The sequence below is a fragment of the Agrobacterium sp. 5Ca50 genome (genome assembly GCF_055381905.1).
Genome location: NZ_AP026440.1, coordinates 265,683 through 287,938, shown reverse-complemented (window position 1 = coordinate 287,938; position 22,256 = coordinate 265,683). Strand labels below are relative to the sequence as shown.

General features: G+C 54.3%; 19 protein-coding genes and 2 pseudogenes. 9 read left to right on the top strand and 12 right to left on the bottom strand.

Annotated features, from left to right (window positions below; translation table 11 throughout):
* Positions 1-120: 120 nt before the first annotated feature.
* Positions 121-1,326 carry a CHASE3 domain-containing protein gene (locus tag ACZ5FM_RS23510; protein WP_464041405.1) on the bottom strand — a complete coding sequence of 402 codons (1,206 nt, stop codon included), beginning with the start codon at positions 1,324-1,326 and terminating at the stop codon, positions 121-123.
* Between the two features lie 489 nt (positions 1,327-1,815).
* On the opposite strand from ACZ5FM_RS23510, the pseudogene ACZ5FM_RS23505 reads away from it, so the two are divergent.
* From ACZ5FM_RS23505 to ACZ5FM_RS23480, 6 genes and pseudogenes are all read left to right on the top strand, one after another.
* Positions 1,816-2,223 (top strand): annotated as a pseudogene (locus ACZ5FM_RS23505) (non-homologous end joining protein Ku); the annotation flags it as partial.
* Positions 2,223-3,033 (top strand): annotated as a pseudogene (ku, locus tag ACZ5FM_RS23500) (non-homologous end joining protein Ku). The pseudogenes ACZ5FM_RS23505 and ku, both read left to right, overlap by 1 nt.
* Before the next feature lies 1 nt (position 3,034).
* The gene (locus ACZ5FM_RS23495) at positions 3,035-3,298 is read left to right on the top strand and encodes a hypothetical protein (protein WP_312948312.1); all 264 of its coding nucleotides are present in this window, start codon (positions 3,035-3,037) and stop codon (positions 3,296-3,298) included.
* A gap of 185 nt (positions 3,299-3,483) precedes the next feature.
* Positions 3,484-3,663 carry a hypothetical protein gene (locus ACZ5FM_RS23490; RefSeq protein WP_464041404.1) on the top strand — a complete coding sequence of 60 codons (180 nt, stop codon included), beginning with the start codon at positions 3,484-3,486 and terminating at the stop codon, positions 3,661-3,663.
* The gene (xth, locus tag ACZ5FM_RS23485; protein ID WP_464041292.1) at positions 3,660-4,457 is read left to right on the top strand and encodes an exodeoxyribonuclease III; all 798 of its coding nucleotides are present in this window, start codon (positions 3,660-3,662) and stop codon (positions 4,455-4,457) included. Before ACZ5FM_RS23490 ends, xth begins: the two co-directional genes overlap by 4 nt.
* On the top strand, positions 4,454-4,663 hold the full coding sequence (locus ACZ5FM_RS23480) for a hypothetical protein (protein WP_464041403.1): 210 nt from the start codon (positions 4,454-4,456) through the stop codon (positions 4,661-4,663). The genes xth and ACZ5FM_RS23480 overlap by 4 nt, the downstream gene beginning before the upstream one ends.
* A 256-nt stretch (positions 4,664-4,919) precedes the next feature.
* On the opposite strand, the gene ACZ5FM_RS23475 is transcribed toward ACZ5FM_RS23480, so the two are convergent.
* From ACZ5FM_RS23475 to ACZ5FM_RS23465, 3 genes are all read right to left on the bottom strand, one after another.
* Entirely contained in the window at positions 4,920-5,903 is a 984-nt protein-coding gene (locus tag ACZ5FM_RS23475) for a quinone oxidoreductase family protein (RefSeq protein ID WP_464041402.1), read from the bottom strand.
* 120 nt (positions 5,904-6,023) lie between these two features.
* Positions 6,024-6,890 carry a class I SAM-dependent methyltransferase gene (locus ACZ5FM_RS23470; RefSeq protein ID WP_464041401.1) on the bottom strand — a complete coding sequence of 289 codons (867 nt, stop codon included), beginning with the start codon at positions 6,888-6,890 and terminating at the stop codon, positions 6,024-6,026.
* 182 nt (positions 6,891-7,072) lie between these two features.
* The gene (locus tag ACZ5FM_RS23465; RefSeq protein ID WP_250984810.1) at positions 7,073-7,567 is read right to left on the bottom strand and encodes a cupin domain-containing protein; all 495 of its coding nucleotides are present in this window, start codon (positions 7,565-7,567) and stop codon (positions 7,073-7,075) included.
* Between the two features lie 771 nt (positions 7,568-8,338).
* Here ACZ5FM_RS23465 and ACZ5FM_RS23460 point away from each other — a divergent pair.
* On the top strand, positions 8,339-8,635 hold the full coding sequence (locus ACZ5FM_RS23460; protein WP_250984811.1) for a DUF982 domain-containing protein: 297 nt from the start codon (positions 8,339-8,341) through the stop codon (positions 8,633-8,635).
* A 604-nt stretch (positions 8,636-9,239) separates the two neighbouring features.
* Here ACZ5FM_RS23460 and ACZ5FM_RS23455 read toward each other — a convergent pair.
* Entirely contained in the window at positions 9,240-9,689 is a 450-nt protein-coding gene (locus tag ACZ5FM_RS23455; protein WP_464041400.1) for a DUF892 family protein, read from the bottom strand.
* 336 nt (positions 9,690-10,025) lie between these two features.
* On the opposite strand from ACZ5FM_RS23455, the gene ACZ5FM_RS23450 reads away from it, so the two are divergent.
* Both ACZ5FM_RS23450 and ACZ5FM_RS23445 read left to right on the top strand, forming a co-directional pair.
* Positions 10,026-10,496, top strand: a complete 471-nt coding sequence (locus ACZ5FM_RS23450) for an Hsp20 family protein (RefSeq protein WP_312948294.1) — start codon at positions 10,026-10,028, stop codon at positions 10,494-10,496.
* A 117-nt stretch (positions 10,497-10,613) separates the two neighbouring features.
* A complete protein-coding gene (locus ACZ5FM_RS23445) occupies positions 10,614-10,910 on the top strand; it encodes a DUF982 domain-containing protein (RefSeq protein ID WP_312948292.1) in 297 nt (98 codons plus the stop codon).
* Positions 10,911-10,938: 28 nt separating this feature from the next.
* On the opposite strand, the gene ACZ5FM_RS23440 is transcribed toward ACZ5FM_RS23445, so the two are convergent.
* The 7 genes from ACZ5FM_RS23440 to ACZ5FM_RS23410 form a co-directional block, all read right to left on the bottom strand.
* A complete protein-coding gene (locus tag ACZ5FM_RS23440) occupies positions 10,939-11,070 on the bottom strand; it encodes a DUF4334 domain-containing protein (protein ID WP_259149854.1) in 132 nt (43 codons plus the stop codon).
* Between the two features lie 459 nt (positions 11,071-11,529).
* Complete coding sequence (locus tag ACZ5FM_RS23435) at positions 11,530-14,868, bottom strand: PAS domain S-box protein (RefSeq protein WP_464041399.1); 3,339 nt, start codon at positions 14,866-14,868, stop codon at positions 11,530-11,532.
* A 130-nt stretch (positions 14,869-14,998) separates the two neighbouring features.
* Positions 14,999-15,520, bottom strand: coding sequence for a GNAT family N-acetyltransferase (locus ACZ5FM_RS23430; protein WP_312948286.1), 522 nt, complete (start codon positions 15,518-15,520; stop codon positions 14,999-15,001).
* 168 nt (positions 15,521-15,688) lie between these two features.
* Positions 15,689-17,770, bottom strand: a complete 2,082-nt coding sequence (locus ACZ5FM_RS23425) for an FAD-binding protein (protein ID WP_464041398.1) — start codon at positions 17,768-17,770, stop codon at positions 15,689-15,691.
* A 22-nt stretch (positions 17,771-17,792) separates the two neighbouring features.
* Positions 17,793-18,962 carry a Gfo/Idh/MocA family protein gene (locus ACZ5FM_RS23420; RefSeq protein WP_312948282.1) on the bottom strand — a complete coding sequence of 390 codons (1,170 nt, stop codon included), beginning with the start codon at positions 18,960-18,962 and terminating at the stop codon, positions 17,793-17,795.
* A gap of 48 nt (positions 18,963-19,010) precedes the next feature.
* Positions 19,011-20,666, bottom strand: coding sequence for a GMC family oxidoreductase (locus ACZ5FM_RS23415; RefSeq protein WP_464041397.1), 1,656 nt, complete (start codon positions 20,664-20,666; stop codon positions 19,011-19,013).
* Positions 20,667-20,738: 72 nt separating this feature from the next.
* Positions 20,739-22,238: a GMC family oxidoreductase gene (locus tag ACZ5FM_RS23410; protein WP_312948277.1), complete on the bottom strand. Its 1,500-nt coding sequence runs from the start codon at positions 22,236-22,238 to the stop codon at positions 20,739-20,741.
* Between the last annotated feature and the right edge of the window lie 18 nt (positions 22,239-22,256).

The window sequence follows — 22,256 nt, the reverse complement described above, 5'->3', positions numbered from 1 at the left end:
TTTCTCCGGTTTCTCGCGATGGCCAACGAAACGGCAGACGAGCGCCCCACCTGTCCGGCTTCGCACTCGATACTATACAAAGTGGCCGACCTTGCAAGGTTGTACGGAAGGAAAAGGACATCAATCTTCAGCGTAGACTCTGAAGGTGCTGATGGGTTTGGAAATGTTCTTTACCCGTTGAAATCCCGCATCCTCAAACTTTAGCTTTCGGTGCTTTCTGACATGATCTCTCACTGATCGTGAAACGCATATTCCACCAGGCTCTGAAATGCTTTCCAACCGCGCCGCTATGTTCACCGTGTCGCCAAAAATATCCCCATTGTCGATAATCACGTCGCCAACATTCATCCCGATTCTGAACCGAAGCTGATCATTTTCTGATCTGTCGATGTTTTGAATTCCCAAATGCTTTTGGATTTCAATAGCGCAATCGATTGCTGACAGGGCACTCGAAAAAGCCGCTACGATGCTGTCTCCGGCAGTCGTGATGATGACGCCACTGTGGTCCTCAATGATCGCATCAATGCCGTGTCTGGCCGACTTGAGCCGATTGAGTGTGTCTGCTTCGTCAATTTCCATCATTCTGCTGTAGCCGACCAAGTCCGCCGCCATGACCGCCATCAGGCGTCGATCGGCGTGCCCCAGAAGCTCATCTCTCGTCTTCTCGGCCGCTTTTGCGCGCGTGACCGTCGCGCGCACGACGAGAATACTCAAGCCCCCTGCGAGAGTTGCGAATAGTACGAGCAGGATTTGCATTCGCCTCTTTCCGAGAGCGACCGCGTCCAGCCGCGTGGCTAACTGCGCGACACCATCTTCTTTCATTTGGAGGATAACAGCCCGTATGCCATCCATCAGGATTTTGCCCTGACCGGACCTCATGAGTGCAATCGATGCTGCCTCATTCAAGCGACGAAGCTCGACGCTTTGCTGGAGCTCAGATTTCTTCTGCGCAACGAGACTTCGAAGCGCTGCGATATTTGATGTCTGCACAGGGGTGCTATCTACCTCGGCGAGTTTGTCAATGATGTTGTCCAACGACGCCATAGCGACGTTGTAAGGATTTAAATAGAGTTCATCACCCGTAAGAAGATACCCTCGTTGCCCTATCTCCGCGTCTTGAATGGATGACATCAGATCAGCGACACCGTTCTGGTATGCAACGGTTACTCGGAAAGCCTGATCTGCCTCCGAGTCTTCTGAGGCTATCCAAACCGATAGGAATATTGCGACGCAAAGAACAAGCCCAACGACTGTGGCAGTGATGGGCATCGCTCCGCTTGCAAGCTTCCCAGAAATCCTTGAATCAATGACAGAAGCGCGACGCATGTGTGTGATCCTGCTGCTAATAGCTTTGCCGATTCGTCAGCGGATTCTCGCCTTTATCTGACAGATTAAAGAACGTTTGACTCTGAACTTCGTTCAGAAAGTTTCAATTTGGGGATATTGCCCTGTCCATTGTCGAAATGCTTGGTTCCGCTGGAGAGAAAAACCGCCATCCGAAGCTATCAGCGCGTCTAAGAGCCTGGTCGAAATTGCCGACGCTTCATTACATGTTTGCTTTCAGGAGACCTTTTCCGAGATTGCCAAACCACCGTCAACGACCTTTCCCCCAGGCGAGCTTCCACGATCGCCCGAGTTGTTTGGAACAAGGGAGGACCGTTTCGTTCTCGATCGGAACGAACCGGGTGCGTGACGGTTGATTCGCTGTCAAGCGTCACTCGGAGTATCTCGTGTGGCCGCGCATCGAGCACAGTGGAAAGGCTTCTTGAAGGTTGGTGAAGTGAGTTGTGGGATCGCGCTCTACACAGCGGCGTCACCACATTGAACTATGACTACCAGGTTTGGTCTTCGAAGAAAGCATTCGAGGAAATGCCGAAGATTAAGCTTGAGGCCGAAATGTTTGATCTCGCCCGACATATCACCTCAACCAAGAAAGGCACGTTCGATCCGGCGACATTCGATGATCGCTACGAAGCTGCCCTCACTGAACTCGTTGAAGCGAAGGTCTCCGGTAAGGCGCTTCCCAGGCGAAAGGCCGTCGAGATTTCAAAACCGAATGACCTGCTGGAAGCGCTTCGTCAAAGTGCTGTCATGTCGAAAGGTGGTGAAGCGAAACCGAAACGCGCTGCGGCCAACGCCAACAGGACAACGACCAGAAAACCCGCAGCCCGAGGGGCCGCTAAAAGTTCGTCATCGTCCTCGGCACGCAGAAAGGCTGGTTGATCATGCCTAGACCTTATTGGCGCGGTTATCTTAAACTCAGCCTTGTGACCTGCCCTGTTACGATGTCACCGGCTACGTCGGAGAGTGACAAGGTTCGCTTTCACACTTTAAACTCTCAAACCGGCAACCGCGTCATTTCCCAGTACATCGACTCCGTGACGGGTAGGTGGGTGAAAGAAGGCGACGATGTTCGCGGTTACGCGGGGTGAAGACGACTACGTCATCCTTACGGACGATGATCTCGATGCTGTCGAACTCGACACGGCAAAAACCATCGACGTTGAGAAGTTCGTACCAGCCGATAGGATCGAATGGGTTTATCTCGAAAAACCGCATTATCTGATGCCTGAAAGCTCAGTTGGCAACGAGGCATTCGCCGTTATCCGCGATGCCATGAAATCTGATGAAGTTGTTGGAGTTTCGAAACCCGTCATGGGCCGCCGTGAGCGTGCGGTTGTGCTGGAACCCCGCGACGATGGCATCGTACTCTGGACCCTTCGTTTCGGTGATGAGGTCAGGCCTGAGAAAGAATGCTTCGAGAATATCGAGGACGATTCTGACCCTGAACTAATCCCGCTGATGCAGAAACTCATCAAGCAAAAAACCGAGAAGTGGTCGCGTGAGATGGTGAGCGACCCTGTTCAGGAAACGCTGCTGCAACTGATTGCGACGAAAAAGAAATCACTGAAACCAAGGAACGGCGGTCGAAAAGGGAGTGCCCCCGCGGAACCTAACAACGTCGTCAACATTATGGATGCACTGAAGAAGTCGTTGGCCAAAGAGCTTAACGGCGGAAGAAAGGCTGGCTGATATGCATTTGACTGAAACACACATTGAACACTCAAATGATGGCTGGAAGATCGAATTCATTGGAGATGATGGCGATGAAGTGATCGTCAAAGTCGCTGGTGACAACGATCTTGACGAGATCGATGTTGTCGAGCGGGCTCGCGCCGTGATGGTGCAATTAACTGCATTTGGTACTCGCGGCGGTGGAGAAAGCGTCAATTCCTATGATGCTCTCAGTAACGGTAATTTTGATGATGACGACAGTGTCGTGGAGACGCACCACTGACTGCCCCTCACCTTCACTCGTGTTTTGGATTTCGTGCAGGGTCGCCAATGGGCGGCCCTTTTTCCAAACGGGCGCCAAACCTTATTGTCGTTTTACGCTTCCAATTGACTGACGCCATCAACCGTTGATGCATCTTTTTCATGAGGTTGCGAGTTAGTGAGGTATCGCTAACGAAGGAGAATACCATGACCAAGCGCGAACTGATTGATACGGGAACTGACAAGCGGTACGTCCGCCGAGATGAGGACGGCCGCTTCAAAGAATCCGTTGATGTGGGCAGGTCTCTCTCAGCAGACAAGCGGCATAACGCCAAACACGATGCGAAACCGGGGGAAGGAGACAAGGGCGACCGCAAGTCGAAGTGATAGTCGCGACCTACAATGTCAATGGCGTAAACGGCCGCCTTGAGGTTTTGCTGAAATGGCTCGAAGAGGCGCAGCCCGATATTGCCATACTTCAGGAACTGAAAGCACCTGACATCCGGTTTCCCGAAGACGCAATCGGAAAGGCTGGGTACGGCGCGGTTTGGCATGGTCAGAAATCGTGGAACGGTGTCGCGATACTCGCTAGAGGACAGATGCCATTACTCACCCGTAAGGGGCTACCTGGGGAACCAGAGGACGAACAGAGCCGCTACATTGAGGCTATAGTAGATGGCATCGTAATCGGCGGTCTCTATCTTCCGAACGGTAATCCATATCCTGGCCCGAAGTTCGAATACAAACTCCGCTGGTTTCAACGTTTGCGGGATTATGCGGCGGGGCTTCTCGAACTCGAGGTACCCGTCATTCTCGCCGGCGACTACAATGTTATGCCGACCGAGCTCGACGTATATAAGCCAGAAAGATGGAAGAACGATGCACTCTTCCGCATTGAGGTCAGAGATGCATTTCGCGAGCTGATTGCTCAAGGATGGACGGATGCCATCCGTGAACTTCACCCCGATGAGACAATTTACACTTTCTGGGATTACTTCCGGAATGCCTATGCAAGAAATGCTGGGCTCCGTCTGGATCATTTCCTTCTCAGCCCCGATCTTGCCGAACGGTTAGTGGAGGCGGAAGTGGACAAGCATGTCCGCGGGTGGGACCACACGAGTGATCATGCTCCTGTCAGAATTGAACTTGCAGAAAAGCCCATCAAAAGGAGAAAGAGATGACAGCGCAATGGCGAGATGAACTCCGGCTCAAACTCGAAGATTTGGTCGACAGGTTCGTTACGGAAGGTGTCGACCAAAAGGAAGTTCTCGTGGCGGTCAGCGAAGAGATAGGAAATCTGCATAAAGCCTACCAGCAAGATCCAGATCCCGCTGACGACGATAGCCTGGTCGATCAACCAGCCAACGACTGGCCCGCTGCGACCTAACTATCTGAGCCAGTGGTCTGGCTTCGCCCTTCCCCGCTTTGCCCGGGAAGCCATACGTGTTCCCAATCAAATTTGAGAGGGCGTGCAACCAGCTAAAACAGGCGTGTGTCGTGAGCCCTGAGCCTTATTTGAGATGCTGTGGCTGAAGATGGCGCTATCACGGTGCAAGGACGATCATATCTGAAGCAACGGCGATCGTATTTACGAAATCTCGTCCCACACCAGAAATGATGAGCTACACAGTGATCCCTCTCGCCTAGCCATTCACCTGTCCCGGAATAAGTAGTAGCTTTCCTGTGGTGGAGCGATCTTCCGTGGCGGCATGGGCACGCGCTGCATCGGAGATTGGGTAGCTGGCGCTGACATCAAGGCTGACATCCCCTGTGCTCAGCCAGTCGAACAGCTGTGCAGCGTGTCGACGCAACAATACCGGTGTATAGATGTGATCGAAGAAGACAGCAAAACCGATCTTGATACTCTTGGGAAGGATCATCAAATCGACCGGCGCTGGACGACCCAGAACCGGACCGTACCAACAAAAGGTTCCTGATCTACGCAGCACTGCGACCGAGCCCGTAAAAGTCGCCGGACCCGATCCATCATAAACGACATGAACGCCCTCTCCTCCAGCGATACGGATGACCTCGTCGGCGAAATTGCTTCCATCATCGACGACGACATGGTCCGCACCGGCGGCACGTGCGGCATCGACCTTGGAGGCCTTGGAGACGCGTCCGATGACCGTCCCCCCTCGCAGCTTGATAATCCGGGTGAGTAACTGACCGAGCCCGCCGGCTGCGGCATGAACCAGCGCAATGTCGCCAGGTTGGATAGGATAGAAATCGGTGGCGAAGTGGCTGGCGGTCAGTCCCTGCATCATGATCGCCGCGGCTTGCTGATCGTCTATTTCGTCAGGCACGGGGACAAGTGCGTCGGCAGAGATTGCAACGCGCTCGGCATAACTGCCCGGTCCATACGCCCAGGCGACACGTTGGCCAATCACAAAATCACACGTAGCCCCACCGATCTCGATGACACGGCCTGCCCCCTCGACGCCCAGTGTGTGCGGGAACTGGATATCGTGCCCAATAATCCCACGGCGCACGCCGATGTCCGAGAAATTGACACCGGCAGCCGCAACCTCAACGACCACTTGGCCAGGGCCTGCCACAGGCTCTGGCAGGTCGACCATTTCCATCACTTCGGTACCGCCAGGGCGGGTCGCTACAATAGCTTTCATCAGGCAACTCCTTGAGGTATTCCTTCGAAGGGAGATTAGTATCTACTTAGCACACCGGGCGCCCGTGGTATGCCCCGTGTCCGCTGATGCCACGAGGCTGCCACACCTTCCTGCAATGCGTCAGGGTAGCCGTCCGAACACAAAGGTTGCAATCGGCGTCACGCTCAATTCGACTTCGACATATCCTCGCGCTTCCATCATCGTTTTTATTTCGAGAGGGTCGGTGATTTCACCTCCGCTTCGGAGCGTTCTTAGATTTGCCATGAGCGCCAGAAATGGATCTGCTGGCTGGGTATATATCCCCGCGACGAGATAGGCATTGTGAACCGAAGCGCGTACAATCCTGTCAAACGCTGCCTCGACGATTGGACGTTTCAGAAACATCGTCGGCAACCATACTAGCGAATACCTGTCCTGCTCGTCTAATGCACAGACATCAAGATTGCGCGCGCTCACGCGGTCCGAGTAACCGCTTTCGGCGATGTTTTTCCGGGCTAGTTCCAGTGCCGGCTCCCAGATGTCGATCCCTTCAACCTTGATTTCAGGGCAGGATCTGGCTGCCTCGAGGGCGATGCCTGCGACCCCGGTGCCAACATCCAGAAATGTGCCGCTAAACGTTTCACGCATTGCTGGATACATTTCGGCAATTGATTTCATCCGTATGAAGGCGCTTTTGGACGAACGACCCATAGCCTGCATTGCCGCCGCATCCGTAATTTCCCAGTTCGAACCTCGGTCCGGATTGCGAAAAAGTTCGCCAGCCTCGCTCAGCGCCATTTCGACCATCGTCAGGGCCACGGATGCCTCCTCTTCATTGGCTTCATTCAAACCGTCACCCAAGGCCATCCGCGCACCAAGTTCGATCTGCTCGCGAATTGCCGACATGACTGAAGCGTCGGATCGCAGTCTGATTGAGGCGCCAACAAGCGACAGCATTCTCGCAGACTTGGCGAGCTCTTGGATCTTCAGCATAAACGTATCGGACATCTCTTTTACCTCACGTTGCTTCTCCGGCTCGGAGAATGCGTCTTGCACGACGTAAGCCCCACTCGAGGCGACCAGCAGCACTGTTTCATCCTCCAGACGGCGTTGAGCCTCTTGTGACGGTTCTTGCTGCGTGGTGGCACCGCTGCGCTTGCGGGCGGTCTTGAGCGAGGGAGTTCCCGGACTCAGAATTTCGGCCGGGGAGACATGACAGAGTAGACATTTTCAAATGGTGGAGGACCAACCATCACCGAGCCGCCATTCTTGGCCATTTCCGCGATTTCGGCCAGATTGCCGCCGTCACTGAAACCGATCAATCTGAAAGTTTCCTCCATTTCGCCTGGAGTGAAGATAATCAGAACCCTCACCAGCGCGTCGGAGAGATTAGCCCAGCTGTGGGGAGTGCCCCTCTTTACAGTTACGGAATCGCCAGGTGTTAGCGTCACGCTCTCGTTACCATTCACCATCTGAAACGTGCCCTCTAGAACGATGAAGTGTTCTTCCTCGTTGGCATGAGTGTGAACCGGCACAGCGTTACGTGGCTCGACAGTCATTTCGATGATGGTGCAGAAACCGCCCGTGTCCTCGACGGACGCACGGACTGTAAAGTTTTCTCCGGGGGTGACCTCCCACCACTCATTGAGAGGAGTTCTGGTTCTGGGCGTAGCATTGATGTTCATGCGGATTGACCTCTGTGTAGATTATGCCTGCGTATCAGGAGACCCTGTTTGCAGACCCCGCATTGCTCACTGGTTACAGTCACCGCACCACAGGTTGCAATTGTAACATGGGCATGCACAGGAGTAGAGGGAACCCGTATTATATGCGCCTTCGGCGCAAAACTCCCAGTGGTAACGATTTTTGGCAACTCGACGAGATCGTCATCACAATTGTTGGACGGAAACACTGGCCATGGCGGGGCGGCGATCAAGATGGGTATGTGCTAGACGAGATCGTCCATAACCGCCGCACCACTTAAGCTCCTAGGACATCGGTGACGCACCTACTGAAAAAAGCAGGGTATCGTACTGGAAGCGGATGATCACTGACACGTTGCGCTCTTATCGAGCAGCCCGGCGACAGTTCATGACGCACCTCGAATTCCGATCCCGATGGCTTTGCACACCCGTGTCGAGCATTATCATGTGCCTCTGCTAAAACGTGAGCGGATCATGGAAGGCTCCCGGTCACCGGAAAGTCATTTCCAGAGTTTTTACTGAACTGGTCCGATCGAACATGTGCGATTGCTCTGTGTATGCGCTGGCAACGGAATATCATTTGCCGCTGCGGCTCAAGGTCAATGACTTTACCGAAAACGATATTGAGCAGACATAGCTCACTCGTTAGGGCTTAATCGGCCCCAAAAATATTTGCCTAGTCTTGAACGATGTCGCGTCCATCCCAATATCATTTTCGCTTCTAGATCTGGTTGTTTAGATTGGAGGTATGAAATGGACAGCCAAGACGTGTTATTTCGTTCACCTGTTCGTGTCCGTCTGCAGTGCGGGCTCGAAAGAACATTTCTAAGTGTCTATGACGCGCTGGACTATCTTGAAAATGAGTGGCCCCTGCGGCGCGGCGAACGATATAAGAAAGCGGTAGACAAGTGTCGCGCAGCACTCTCCTGGTTCGCGCCAGTCGAGGTTGCCCGCGAGGCTTTTATTTCCGCATGCCTTGAGGCTGGCATGCCGCTGGTAATGACCGCCCCCCGAGGCATAGGAGATACCAGTATCCGGGCAAGCGCCTGACCCAAAATGGCCCCGCCGGATGGCGGGGCTTTATTGTTTTGGCAGGCATGCGGGAGAAACGCCCCTCGCCCCAAACAGGCCACATGCTGTAATATCGCGCCTACCCAAAGTTTTGATCTCGCGCACAAGGACGGCAATGGATGTTGTGGTCCATTATGGCCAAAGGGGGATGCGGTTCAGCAAAGCAGAGCTGCCGGAAGCGGCAATGTTTAATGCCAGGATTGAGGCTCTCGTGCCATTCTCGTAATAGGTTTCCCACAACTCTGGCACATCCGTGGGATGCCGAGATGGGACAAGCTGGCAAACATCGTATGTTTCGAGTGAAATTCCGCTATTTCACGCACTTGGTCAATGACGTTAGCATCTACGAAATATGCCACAGCGTTTCTTTCGAAAACATTCTCTGCATATCGATGCATAAAAGAATCCAGCTTTTGGTACACCCTCCTGGCAAGGGATAGAAATGAGGGCGCTCGACCCGCTTACGGGGAGCGCCCTCGCCATCCCGTCAACAGCACAAGCGCGACCGTCGATCGCTGCAGGCTGAGTTTGTTCGGGAGGTTATCCTTAGATGAGGATGTCGAAACGGATATTCAAGATCACATCACATGGCGCTGGCCGTCGTTTCCATCCAGGCACGATGTCGGGCCTCATCTTCGTGAGCCTTCATGAAAAATGCCTTCGACTGGGGAACCGCATCCTCGTGACGCGATGCTCGCTCGTAAGCAGTGACGGTATCATCTTCATTCGTCTTCATGGCTTTCAGGATCGCTGAGTCGCCAATCAGGTCCGCAAGTGCGATCTTGCCTGTCGTAAGCATCTGTTTCATGTCGCCTTCGGTCGGGGCTTCGATGCCGAGCTCTCGAGCCATGTCGTTCAAGACGGAAACATGCTGGAGATGGTCCTGTCTAAACTCGGCAATTTTCGCACTGAGTGCTTTGTCATCCAGCCGCTCGATGCAGGAATCGTATGCGGCGATTGCATCATGCTCCAAATAGAGAAGGTCTTTGACGAGCTTTTCAATATTGCCTTCGTTGCCAACCAGTGTAACCATTTTCAGGGCTCCTGTTGTTATGGGACCTCGAAAACGTCGACTGGCTCGTCTTGTTCCCAGTCAGGCTTCAACGGTACGCAACCGGACGCGGTGAATTTGATAGTATCCCACGTTTGACCGGGTCCATTGAACGTCCAGCGTGTGTAAGCTACGCGATGTCGGGCCCATCGCCGGAATGCGGGCATCTTCAACGCCACGAAAAAAATTTTGACGGATATCTTGAAACTGTTTTTCCCAAAATTAGATCATTCTCGTCAGTCGCCGACAGGGGCTGACAGAACCGGGGACGCGAGTTTCCGCGTCCCCATTCCATCTCGCTTCAAGGAGGATTTGGCTATGAGAACCGAACTCGATTTTGCACCTCTCTATCGCTCCAGCGTCGGTTTCGACCGCGTGTTCAATCTGTTGACCAACGCTCAGCGTCTACAGGCAGTTGACCCTTGGCCTCCTTATGACATCGTCAAAACGAGTGACGACGATTACCGTATCGAAATGGCGGTCGCGGGCTTCGGCGAAGCCGATCTCGACATCATGCAGGAGCGCAACGTACTGGTTGTAAAAGGCCAAAGGGCCGAGGACAGAGACGGCGAATATCTCCATCGCGGCATTGCCGGTCGTCCGTTTGAGCGTCGTTTTGAACTTGCCGACCATGTGAAGGTAGAAGAAGCCACTTTGGTGAATGGACTTCTACGCATTGCATTGCGGCGAGAGATTCCCGAGGCCCTGAAACCGCGCAAAATCACGATCGGCCCGGCTGGTAATCAGGCAGCCCCGCTACAAATCGAAGCGGAACGACAGGTCGCATAAGGCGCCCGACATGAAGACGCGGCTTGTAAGAACTTGATCATAAGCGGGAAGCGGACCACGCTTCCCGCATTCATCTCTCATACAGACACAATCGGGGCAGATGGAAAGGAAAAGCTGATGAAACCCGATATGTTCGAGGAACCCGTTACCATTCTTTTGGGTCTAGGCATGCCAACAAAAGTCAGATCGGTCATGCATGCCTACCAGATACTCTTGGATTGGCGAAACCCTGCGGATCTTGAGCGCGAGCTGGCGCTCAAGGCGTGCAAGACTGCGATCAAGGGGGAAATCGATGCCCAGACCGCACGAGCCGTTTTTGTGGCCTTTGCCGAACGACATGATCTCCTTGCGCCGGACGTTGACAGTCTGGTGGCGCAGAGTAAAAAGCGCAACAGCGACCCCCATATTCGTTGAGCGGATTATGACCAGTGCATTGCGGGGATCACACTTCTTCACCGCACTCCAGCTCGAAGAAATAAAAGCGGTCGTCGCCGTTAACGACCATTGCTCCCATTATGCGTCCGTCATCGAATTTGCAAAAATGATCGATGATGGGCCGTCTGTGGTAGATCATCGCAGCGCTCGTGACGCCTTGGTTTTTAATGAAGGCACAGCGCCCTTGGCCCTGAGTCGGCGGAGTAAGTCGGAAAGCAGGCCGGTTCCGGCTTGAGACCTCCCAATCTGGTGGAAACGAAAATCAAACGCAGTGGCACCCAAGCCGGTTCAATACCAGACACCTGGTACGGCGCGAAACAACAGCGCATTGGCTCGCTACTGAAGGGAAATGCGGTATCAAATCTTCGGCTTCAACTAGCACGCGAATTGGACGAACCAGTCTGCTCGCCGTGGTCTTATCACTGAGAAATCAATGAAGACCCGACATGACCGCAAGTCCTGCTAGACACGTGACTTTGTCGTCGCGGTTGTCCGCGCCTCAGAACCGTTGACGCGCGATGACGTCAACGAATTGCGGCATTCTGCAGTTGGCCTGCTGCCCATCAAGCGCGACGAGTTGCTTCCGCGACAATGAGCTTCACTGACGGAAAATCTCCTTAATCGCGTTGGTCAAATCCTCTTGGCTGTAAGGCTTTGTCACTAGGAAAGCGCCAGGGAATGTTTCTTCAATTTGGCGCGATTGACCGCTCGCAAATATAACTTTGAAGACTCGACCTGCGTTTCCAAGCTCCCGAACAAGCTCATAACCGGATAAATCGGGTAAGCCGATATCGGTCACAAGAAGATCGAAGCTTTTCTGGGCCAACATGAGTGCTTCTTTTGCTGAGCCCGCCTCCAAGACACTGTGCCCTAAATCCGTAAGCATCTCCGCCGTGTTCATGCGTATCAAAGCGTCGTCTTCGACCAATAGAACGTTGAGAGTAGGGTTGGGATGTTCTGGAGCTTTGGGAACTGTTGTCTTCTGTGTCCGAACTTGTACACGTTGAGCTCGATTGCCAAGGACGTGTCTCATCTTTCGTGCCAGGGCTTCACGGGTGTACGGTTTCGATAAAAGTTCGACGCCGGCATCAAGTCTACCGCCGTGGACGATCGAATTTTCAGTGTATCCGGACGTGTAAAGTACGGCGATATCCGGTTGACGCTCTTTGGCCCGCTTTGCCAGTTCGGTGCTTTTCATGCCGCCAGGCATGACAACATCAGTGAATAGAACGTCGATCGAAATTCCAGATTCGACAATCACTAGTGCCGCTTCCGCACTGGACGCCTTCAAGACACTGTATCCCAAGTCACTGAGCGTCTCGACCACGGTGGCACGGACCTCATCGTCGTCTTCAGCGACCAGGATGGTTTCCGAGCCTCCCATAATCGGCCCTAAGGCAATGGGAGTTTCGCGATCTTCACTCGCAAGCGCCCGCGGCAGATACATGCGAACAGTCGTTCCGTGGCCCACTTCAGAATATATTTTTACGTGGCCACCTGACTGCTTCACGAAACCAAACACCATGGACAGGCCAAGTCCTGTTCCTTTGCCCTCCGGCTTCGTGGAGAAAAATGGTTCAAATACCTGTTCAATCATATCGGCCGGAATACCCGTGCCCGTGTCGGTCACCGAGACCATAACATATTGGCCGACTTCGACTTCGTCATGCTTGGCTGCATAGTCGTCATCTAGAAAGGCGTTTCCAACCTCAATTGTTAACTTACCCTGCCCATTCATCGCGTCACGGGCATTAATCGCCAGGTTCAGAACGGCATTTTCCACTTGAGCCGGGTCCGCAAGGCAGTTCCAGAGCCCCCCAGTTATAATTGTCTCAATTTCGACGGCCTCGCCAATCGACCGCCGCAGCATGTCGTCCATGTCGCGCAGGAACCGCCCAATGTTAATGACCTTTGGATCAAGGGCCTGGCGTCGCCCAAACGCCAACAGCTGACTTGCCAATTTGGCACCGCGAGTGACCCCAGCCATTGCATTTGTCAGGCGACGCTGTGCTTTCTCGTTTCCAGAGAGGTCTTTTTGCAAAAGCTGGAGGTTGCCCGAGACAACTTGCAGCAAATTGTTGAAGTCATGTGCAACCCCGCCCGTTAGCTTACCAATGGTCTCAAGCTTTTGACTGTGACGCAGTCGCTCTTCTGAGGCCCGCAATTCTTCTGTTCTCTGAATGACTTTCTGTTCAAGACCCTCAGTGAGCTGTAAAAGGTCGTTCTCCGCGCGGCGGCGCTCCACGGCATTGCGCAGTCTCAGCGCCATCTCCTTTAAAAATGTCAGCTCCTCGTTGCGCCATGCTGTTGCCTTCGAGTTATTGACGAACAGGACGGCGACAAGTCCACTTTGCTCCCTCAACGGAACATTGACGCTTGCACGCGCGGAAATCACGTCTAATGCTGCGGCGCGCTCCCGTGTTCGAGGATCGACCTCGGCGTCGGATATAACAACGATTTCACCCTTCTTGAGGTCGTCAACAAACATGCCGTAGTCGCGAAAACGTCGTAGTCCGCTTAGGCTACCAGTGCCGCCACTCGTCCAGTCGTGTTCGATCAATATTGTCTCGCGGGCCTCATCGATTGTCCCATAACCTGCGCGACTGACTTTCAGCAGACTTCCAACCGTCTGCAGTGCTGCTTTCACGATATCGCCGGGATCACGCAGCGTTGCAACGTGCTCATTAAATTCGACAATCGCCGTTCGCTGTATCTCGGCAATTTTGAGTTCGTGCACATCCGTGCAAGTGCCATACCAGCGCGTGATTTGACCTTGGGCGTCAACGACCGGGTTTGCTCGACCAATAACCCAGCGATAATGTCCGGTATGATGTCGCAGACGATACTCGATGTGATAGGGCTCGCCAGTTCGCAAACATTCGCGCCATACAGCCCATGCTCTTTCGCGATCATCCGGGTGGAAAATCTCATTCCACCCAACGCCGTCCGTGGAACCACGCTCGACACCAGTGAACTCATACCAACGCTCGTTGTAGAAGTCGTGAAAACCGTCAGGCCGGGTCGACCAAACCATTTGGTCAATCGAGTTGGTCAGGGCTTTCAGGCCGCTCTCGCTTGCCCAGAGCTTTTGTTCCATATCGTGTCGCTCATCAATATCGATGACCGAGCCAATATAACCAAGGAATGTTCCATCCGCAGAAAAGCGGGGTTCCGCCGCGTCGATAGCCCACCTGTAAATGCCGTCGTGACGGCGAAGACGGTACTCGAGTCGAAAGCCTTCCCGACGAGCCAACGCCTCCATGAACGTTCGGGTCGCCAGTTCCTTATCGTCAGGATGCGTGGCGTCGAGCCAACCGAAACCTTCGGCTTGCTCCTGGGATTGCCCCGTAAAATCGTACCATTTGGTATTGAGGTAAGTGCATGCACCCGCCTCATCGACGACCCACATCATAACCGGTGCGTGATCTGCCATATTGCGAAAACGCGCTTCGCTTTCCCTAAGCTGCTGTTCGCCTCTCGTGCGCTCTGTCGTCTCGCTCACGATACATAATACACCCCCAACCGAACCATCGGCGATGGTTACGGCTGAGTAAGCAATGTCGAAGGTTACCGTTTCCGGATGACCATGACGCTCGATATAAAAGGGTCTATCCTTGAGAAAAACAGGCAAGCCCCTCTCCATAACCTGATCGAGGAGCGGCTTGAGATCTTCCCATAGCTCACTCCAATAATCCCGCGCGGGACGGCCGAAAGCATCTGGATGCTTCAGGCCAATGGATGGAGCGTATGCTTCATTGTAGAGAGCGACATATTCCCTACCCCAAAACAAAATAATCTGGTGTGGGGACGCCGCTATCGTCCGAAACGTAGTTCTCAAATCCGCTGGCCATTGCTCAAAAGCGCTGATGTGGGCGGTGGGAAGTCCACCTAGCATTTCTTGAACCCACGCCGTGTCGGCACCCGCGGACGTATTCATGCTTATCAAGCCTCATCTAAACCGTTAGACTTGCCTAAAGAAGCCAACGCAAACAGTAAAGACCTTGTAACGTACGAAGCTGTGAGCGCATGCTTTGCACGCGAGAGCCAGCCGTGAAATCAAACATCCGCTATCTCATCATCTTCTCGAACAGAAACCCTTCGTCGTCCGGTAAATCGTTAGGACCGGGATGGTTTGGATCGGGGTGCTTTGAATGAAAGAACGCGATGATCTTGAAGCCACACTTATTGACATAGAAGTGGATGTTTCTCCTCTCAAAGTATGGCGTGTGCGTTCGCCAGGTGGCGGTCTCCCGATAGCGCGCTTCAATGGCAAGCCAAGCCTTGTGACCGAGACCATTGCCATGCTCCCCGACCTTAAGGAAAAACAGGTCGAGCGTGTTGTGGTGGGTCTCCTCATCGATGGTCACAACCGCGCCACCAACCTTCTTGCCGTCTGAGAGAATCCGCAGGGCGACCGCGTTCGGAGCATTGATTGAATTGTCGATATCCTCGTCGGAAGGAATGGGACCATCGGGGAGCTCCCCGTACTTTTCTATAACCGCGACGGCGAACGCCTCTTGGAGTTCCCTTCTAAAGTCCGGGAGATCGGCGGGATCTGCTACGATGAGGCTCACAGTGTGACTGTTCATGACTTCTTTCGAACTCTTCAAACGAGCGACCCGTTTACACAGACCGGATGCCCGTACAGTTCCTCGTTGTTTTGTGGACGCTAGCAGGCCCAGTTTGCGGCTTTTTGGTGAGCGTGTAGAGTCTTCTCGGTGGTGATGAGGTTTACGGTCAGCGTATCCGTTATCTACTCAATTCTTATCGAAATGATAGACCTCGGCGGTCAGCCAGGCTGGCCAGTCCCTTTCAAAAAAGGACTTTGCATTTTCATCAAAGGACCTGTTCAGCCGCACCTGAACTTCCATGCTCTGATCGACCTTTTGGATGATGATCTGTTCATCGCGGTGCTCATCTCTTTCCTTGCGGAAGCGAAATTCTTCCAAAGCACCAGATCGCGACTGAGGCAGTGCCTCGCCGTCTTGATCACAGATGGCTCGCGCGCCACGACTTCCACCACCAGCAGAGATAAAATAATGCAGCGCTGTGAGGACGGCTTCTGACGCTGCTGCCATCTGCGCCCACTGTAGCGCCCTTCCCGCTTCTGCGGCTCGTTCGTACCCAATTCCTTCCGTACGAATACGGGCATTAAGATGTCTGGCATCCTGTAGCGCGCCGGCAACGCTTTCCGCGTCGCAGATCATTCCCGCTTTCTCACTCATCCTAGTCTGTACTTCGGAGCGGATATGCCTGACCGTAAGCGGGCTGTCTGGTCGGAGCAAACCAACGAACTGGTCTAAGGCATCGGCAGCGGACGCAGGCACGTTTTTGTCTTCGACGGCTTTCGCTTTCCCACTGGCTGAAATATGTTCAGCGACGCGTGTGCCGAACACCTGGCCGGAATTCAAGGCAGCGCCGCCTGGCCGTGTCACACCGTGCGTGCCTGCCGCCTCACCGACCGCATAGCAGCCGGCGAGATTGCTGCGGCCCCAGGTATCGACCATCACACCACCGTTCATATGCTGATTGTTGACAGCAAATTCGAGCGGCCGTGATGCGATGTCGACCTTGTAGCGACGATACAATTCTATCGACAGAGGGTTCATTTGCCGAAGGCGGTCAATCGGCATGTCCTGAACAGCACCAGCGTTGGACAGATATTCGCTGGCATCACGGTCGAGCCGCTCCAGCGAGAATGGGACATCTCCCGGAACCTGCTGAGGATTACGATTGAAATCCATGAATACGCGGCGACCTGCCGCGCTTTCGCGATAAATTGCCAAATCAACGAGGCTGGAGCCGAAGTCGAGCATTCGGGTCGAGTGGAAGGGCCACTGGTACCCTTTCCGGAAGATATTGGATGCCAATTCTTGCGTGGTACGATAATAGTCGCCAAGGAAATGGCGCTCCTTTCCGTCTGCGTCGACCGAATAGATGTGAGGCATTGCCTGCACATAAGTACCCGAAAGATTCCAGGGAAACCCTTCGCGGCGGGTGCCAATTCCAAACTGACTTTCAGTGAGATTGACGAGCTGGATACCTGCCTCCAATGCTAGGCCGAGCGAACCAAAACACCCATTCGGGTAAACGCTATCGCGATAGAGTTCCCCAGGGCCACCTGCAGCAAGCACCACAACGTTGCAGACGAAAAGGGCCCACCCCATTGGATTTTCATCGCTGCGCGCGGCGGCCATCATAACGAGTACGCCAGTCACACGCGACATGCCGGGCTGACCGTCGCTTAGAAGTTTTACAGCCGTTGTCTGGTTATAGAATGGAATTTCAAGCCTTAGCGCCTCTTCGGCAAGTACCTTGACCATCAATCGCGATGTTCTCGGCCCACAACTTGTCGCACGACCAACCTCGTCATGATCAGTCTGATAGCGTAGGGTGCCTCCCAGCGGATCCTGCGGCAACGGCAAGCCAAGATACTGCAGTGAGGCCATCATTCGAGGAGAACCAACGGCCTCGACATATGCGGTATCCTCGTCCATTGCGCCACCAGCGCGGATGGCACGCGCCATTGCTTTGAAATTGTCTCCCTGATCAGCCGTGTTGGCCGTATGCAAGGTCTGTTTGTCAGACCCAGAGCAGGCCGATGTCCCGCCCCATGCACTCTGACTGATGATCACCGCGTCAACGCCGCGGCGGTTGAGTTCGACAGCAGCGCGCAGCCCCGCCGCCCCGGATCCAACGACCACACATCCCGGCCGGTACACGGGCATTTCAACGCCACCAATGCGGATTTTTTCTGCCGACAATGCCTCTGGAGCAAGCTTGGGCATCTCTACATCTGTCAACGCGTCCAGAATATGTTGAGGAACTTTGATCGTCATGGGACTGGTCCTTAGAGGCTATTCAGGCGAACGGGAGGTCGACCCAGCGCCTGGTGCGGGACGATTCCATGCAGGCATCGACAATCTGGCAAATATGATGACCGTTTTCGAACGTCGGCCACATCGGTGTTCTCGTGGTGATTGCTCTCACGACCTCTGAAGCTTCGATAATTTTGCTCTCGTTGTAACCAAGCGCAAAGTTCGGCAGCGGTAGGAAGGCGCGGAACGTCGCATTCTCGGGACCTACGTCGATTTCGCGAAATCCTGCGCGGCCTGTTTTATCATCGCCTGAATAAAACCGCAGGCGATTAACCTCATCGTAGTTGTAGACGATGCTACCCTTGGTGCCATAAATCTCGTAGGTCTGCATGAACTTGCGGCCTGTGGCAACACGGCTGAAGTCTACGATACCAGCCGCTCCGTTCTGAAAACGGCATATCAGATGGGTTGCATCCGGATTGGTAATCTCGGCCCATTTTTCGTCACCCGTCAAAGCTACCTTCTCACCATAACCAAGACCTTCAACAACTGGACGCTTGGGAGTGAGGATCAAATTGTCGGCGACCAGCGCGGTAACGCGGCCAACCAGAAACTCCATGAAGCTGAAAACATGCGAGCCGGTGTCCCCAACAATGCCTGTGGGAGCCAACTTGCCGTCAGCCCGCCACATGTATGGAGCCAAGGGATCTCCATACATGTCGATATGCTGACACCCCTTGAACATCTTAATGTCGCCGATCTCACCAGCGTCAATGATCTCCTTGGCGAGATCATGCACGGGGTTTCGCGGAAAGGCGTGCCCCACTCTGGTAATCAGACCCTTTTCCTTGGCGATGTCGGCAAGCTCGCGGGCTTCTGCCGCGGTATCCGCAAGAGGCTTTTCGCAATAGACATGCTTGCCGGCAAGAAGTGCTGCCTTTGCGACCTCGTAGTGAAGGCTGTCCGGCAGGCAGATATCGATGAGATCGACCTCAGGATCACTTATGGCCTCTTTCCAGTGCCGCAGTATCTTCGCACCGGGGGCACGGCGGGAAAGATCGTCTTCAGCAGCCGGATTAGCCTCGACGATTGCAACGACGCGAGCAGTCCCGCCAGACGTGCCGATAAAGTGTGGAAAGGTCTGGTAGGCCATGGTGTGTACCTTGCCCATCCAGCCCGAGCCACCGAGAACAGCCACTCTTACTTCAGTCATTACGAGCACTCCTATGAAAGCAATCTTGGGCTGGGAAAAGTGTTTCCGTTAACGAATATCGGCGCGCGCTCTTGGTCGTGCATCGTTGCGTTCGTAAGAGAAGACTGCAGAGGGCAGAGGGGGCAGATTTCGGATGATGTCCGCCCCTTTTTCACCGACCATGATTGTAGGTGCATTGGTATTGCTCGACGGGACTCGTGGCATGACCGAGGAATCGCAGACCCGCAATCCCTCCAACCCGTGAACTCGCAGATCGAGCCCAACAACAGCCTCAGGCCCTGTCCCCATTTTGCACGTGCCGACGGGGTGATGATCTGTTTTGGCATTAGCGCAGCCATATTCGAATAGTTCATCGTCACTCATCACTTTCGGACCGGGCAAACGCTCTGCAAGGACAAACGGCTTGAGAGCCGCCTGCTGCATGATTTCGCGCGCCAGCTTGAGGCCTTCCAACGACATTTTCCTGTCGTGAGGATCAGCCCAATAATTGGGATCGATGAGCGGCGCGGCTGACGGATCTGACGATGATAGACGGATCGTACCGCGCGATCTCGGATGGAGATAGGCCGAGTTGAGGGTGACGCCGGCATTCTTGAGGCGCTCAACACCCGCCTCAATGCCAGAGCCGAGCCCCAGATGAAACTGGACGTCCGGTGAGCGGGCATTCGGGTCTGCATACCAGAAACCACCCGTCTCAAAAAGCGAAGACGCGACGGGCCCGGACCTGAAGAGGACATACTGAAGACCTGCCCAAAGCGTTCGATGGAGTTTTGCGACACCATCATACGTATGGTCTCCGGTGCATTCGGCGATAACAAAAAGATCGAGATGATCCTGCAGGTTTCCGCCAACTCCCGGCAGATCGTGCTGCACCTTCACACCGACGGAGTTGAGATGGTCAGCCGGTCCGATCCCCGATTGCAACAGAAGTTTGGGAGAGCCGATTGCACCTGAAGATATAACGACATCACGTTCCGCACGGATGATTTGAGGACCATTTTTACCGATGATTTCGACACCGACAGCACGGTTACCTTCCAACACAATGCGCGAAACGGGAGCATTTATGCGCACTGTCAGGTTCTTACGATCCTTGATCGGAGACAGATAGGCAAGAGATGCCGACGAACGACGCTTGTCGCGCTGCGTCAGCTGATAGAAGCCAACACCAGCCTGTTGCCGACCGTTGAAGTCATGGTTGTAGGGGATGCCGAGCTCTTGCCCCGCCCGGATATAGGCATCGCAAATCGGCAGCGCTGAAACTGGCATGGAGACGCCAAGTGGGCCGCCATAGGAGTGATAATCATCCGCGAAGCGCTGATTGTCCTCGGCGCGCTTGAAATAAGGCAGGATAGAACGGTAATCCCAACCTTCGCAGCCATCTTCATTGGCCCACATGTCATAGTCGGCTGCATTGCCGCGCGCATAAAGCTGCGCATTGATGGAAGACCCGCCACCGATAACCTTTGCCTGGGTATAGCGAAGTACCCGCCCCTTCATGTGTTTCTGCGGCACGGTGGACCAGCCCCAGCTGGCGACGCCCTTTGTCATCTTCGCAAAGCCCGCTGGCATATGGAAGAGAGGGTTCCAATCCCCGCCGCCCGCTTCAAGCAAAAGAACACGAACGTCCGGATCCTCTGACAGACGATTTGCCAACACGCAGCCAGCCGGACCTGCGCCTGTGATGATGTAATCAAAGCTCATATTTATAGCTCCTTGAAATAAAGAGGCCGAATCCGACGGGCGCGACGGAGATCTGACAAACGGCTGCGAAATTCATGAACTCAATCCTGTCGTCACCAGGTGGTCGGCGACGCGCAGTGCCTGAGCGGCAATCGTCAAGGCAGGATTGACGGCGGCCGATGTTGGAAGAAATCCGCCATCGACCACGTAAAGATTGGAGTGATCCCAGGCACGGCACCACGGATCAAGAACCGATGTTGCAGGGTCAAGACCCATGCACACCGTGCCGCATTGATGGGAGGGGGTGCGTTTGTCGAAGGCTTGCGAGAGGACCACAGGATATCCGGCCGCCTTGAAATGCTCTCGCATCTTGTTTTCAAGGCCCGATAGCGCCTCCATGTTCGACCGCCGCCACTGCATGATGATGCCTTTGCCGTCGACCATGATGCGGCTTTCCGGGTTCGGTAGATCCTCTGTCATCATGTACCAATCCACGGCGTGTCCCGCCATGAAGTCGAGAGCAAAACGCGGCGCATAACGCGGCGCATTTGCCCTGAGGATGTCACTGTTGATTTTGCCGAGCAGTTGAACATTGCCGAGCGGCAGGTTATCGCGCCCCCCTGACAGATAATAGTCATTCACCATCAAGGTCTTTTGATAAATGCTGTCATTGCGCTTGAACGGATTGATAGCCAGCATCGCGCTGCAGTTATGGTTCATGAAGTTTCGCCCGACCTGATCGGAGCGATTTGCCAGGCCCTTGCCCTCCCCTGAGCGGAGAAGAATGGCTGCAGAGTTGATTGCGCCGGCAGACAGGATGACAAGTTTCGCCACCAGGCGCTTTCGCTCACCTCGATGCGTGTAGTGGATCGCCTCAATCCGGCCGTCCCGTCCAGCTTCCAGCGTATCGACATGGGCGGACGTCACGAGTTCGATGTTGGGGTCTTTCAACGCCAACTCGAGGGATGCCGTTTCAGCATCCTTCTTGCCCTTTCCCGTGTTGGGAAAGCCGTCCCAGGGTGTGCGTCCGCCAGCCAGCCAGGCGTCGATATCAACGCCAAGCGGCAATGTTGCCGGGTGTAATCCCTGTGCCTTCAACTCCGCTCTAACACGCGCGATTACCGGTTCATCCGGCACGGCAGCGTGAGGATAGGCTGTAGAGTGGACCGGTTCCGTTGGGTCTTCCCCCAACCGGCCACGGGCCTCGAACAAATGCTCGGCCTTGCCGTACCAAGGCTCCAATTCTTCATAAGGAAATGGCCAGGCAGGCGAGACACCACCGAGGTGCTGCATCTCGGTAAAATCTTGCGAGCGGTAGCGCAGAAGAACGGCACCAAAAAGTTTGGAGTTGCCACCGACGTAATAAAAGTTGCCGGGATTGAATTCTGTACCGTCTGTTTCGCGCCAGGTTTCCTTTGGCCTGAAATGGCCATCGACGAAAATCGAGCGGTAACTGCGCGCCTCCGGCGTGTCGGGCAGGCGTTCACCACGCTCGAGAATGGTGATACGCGCGCCAGACCCAGCAAGCCCGGCAGCAATCGTTGCGCCGCCAATACCCGAGCCTATGATGACGATGTCAGGAGCCTGTGTCATTTCAAGGATCTCGTTAAC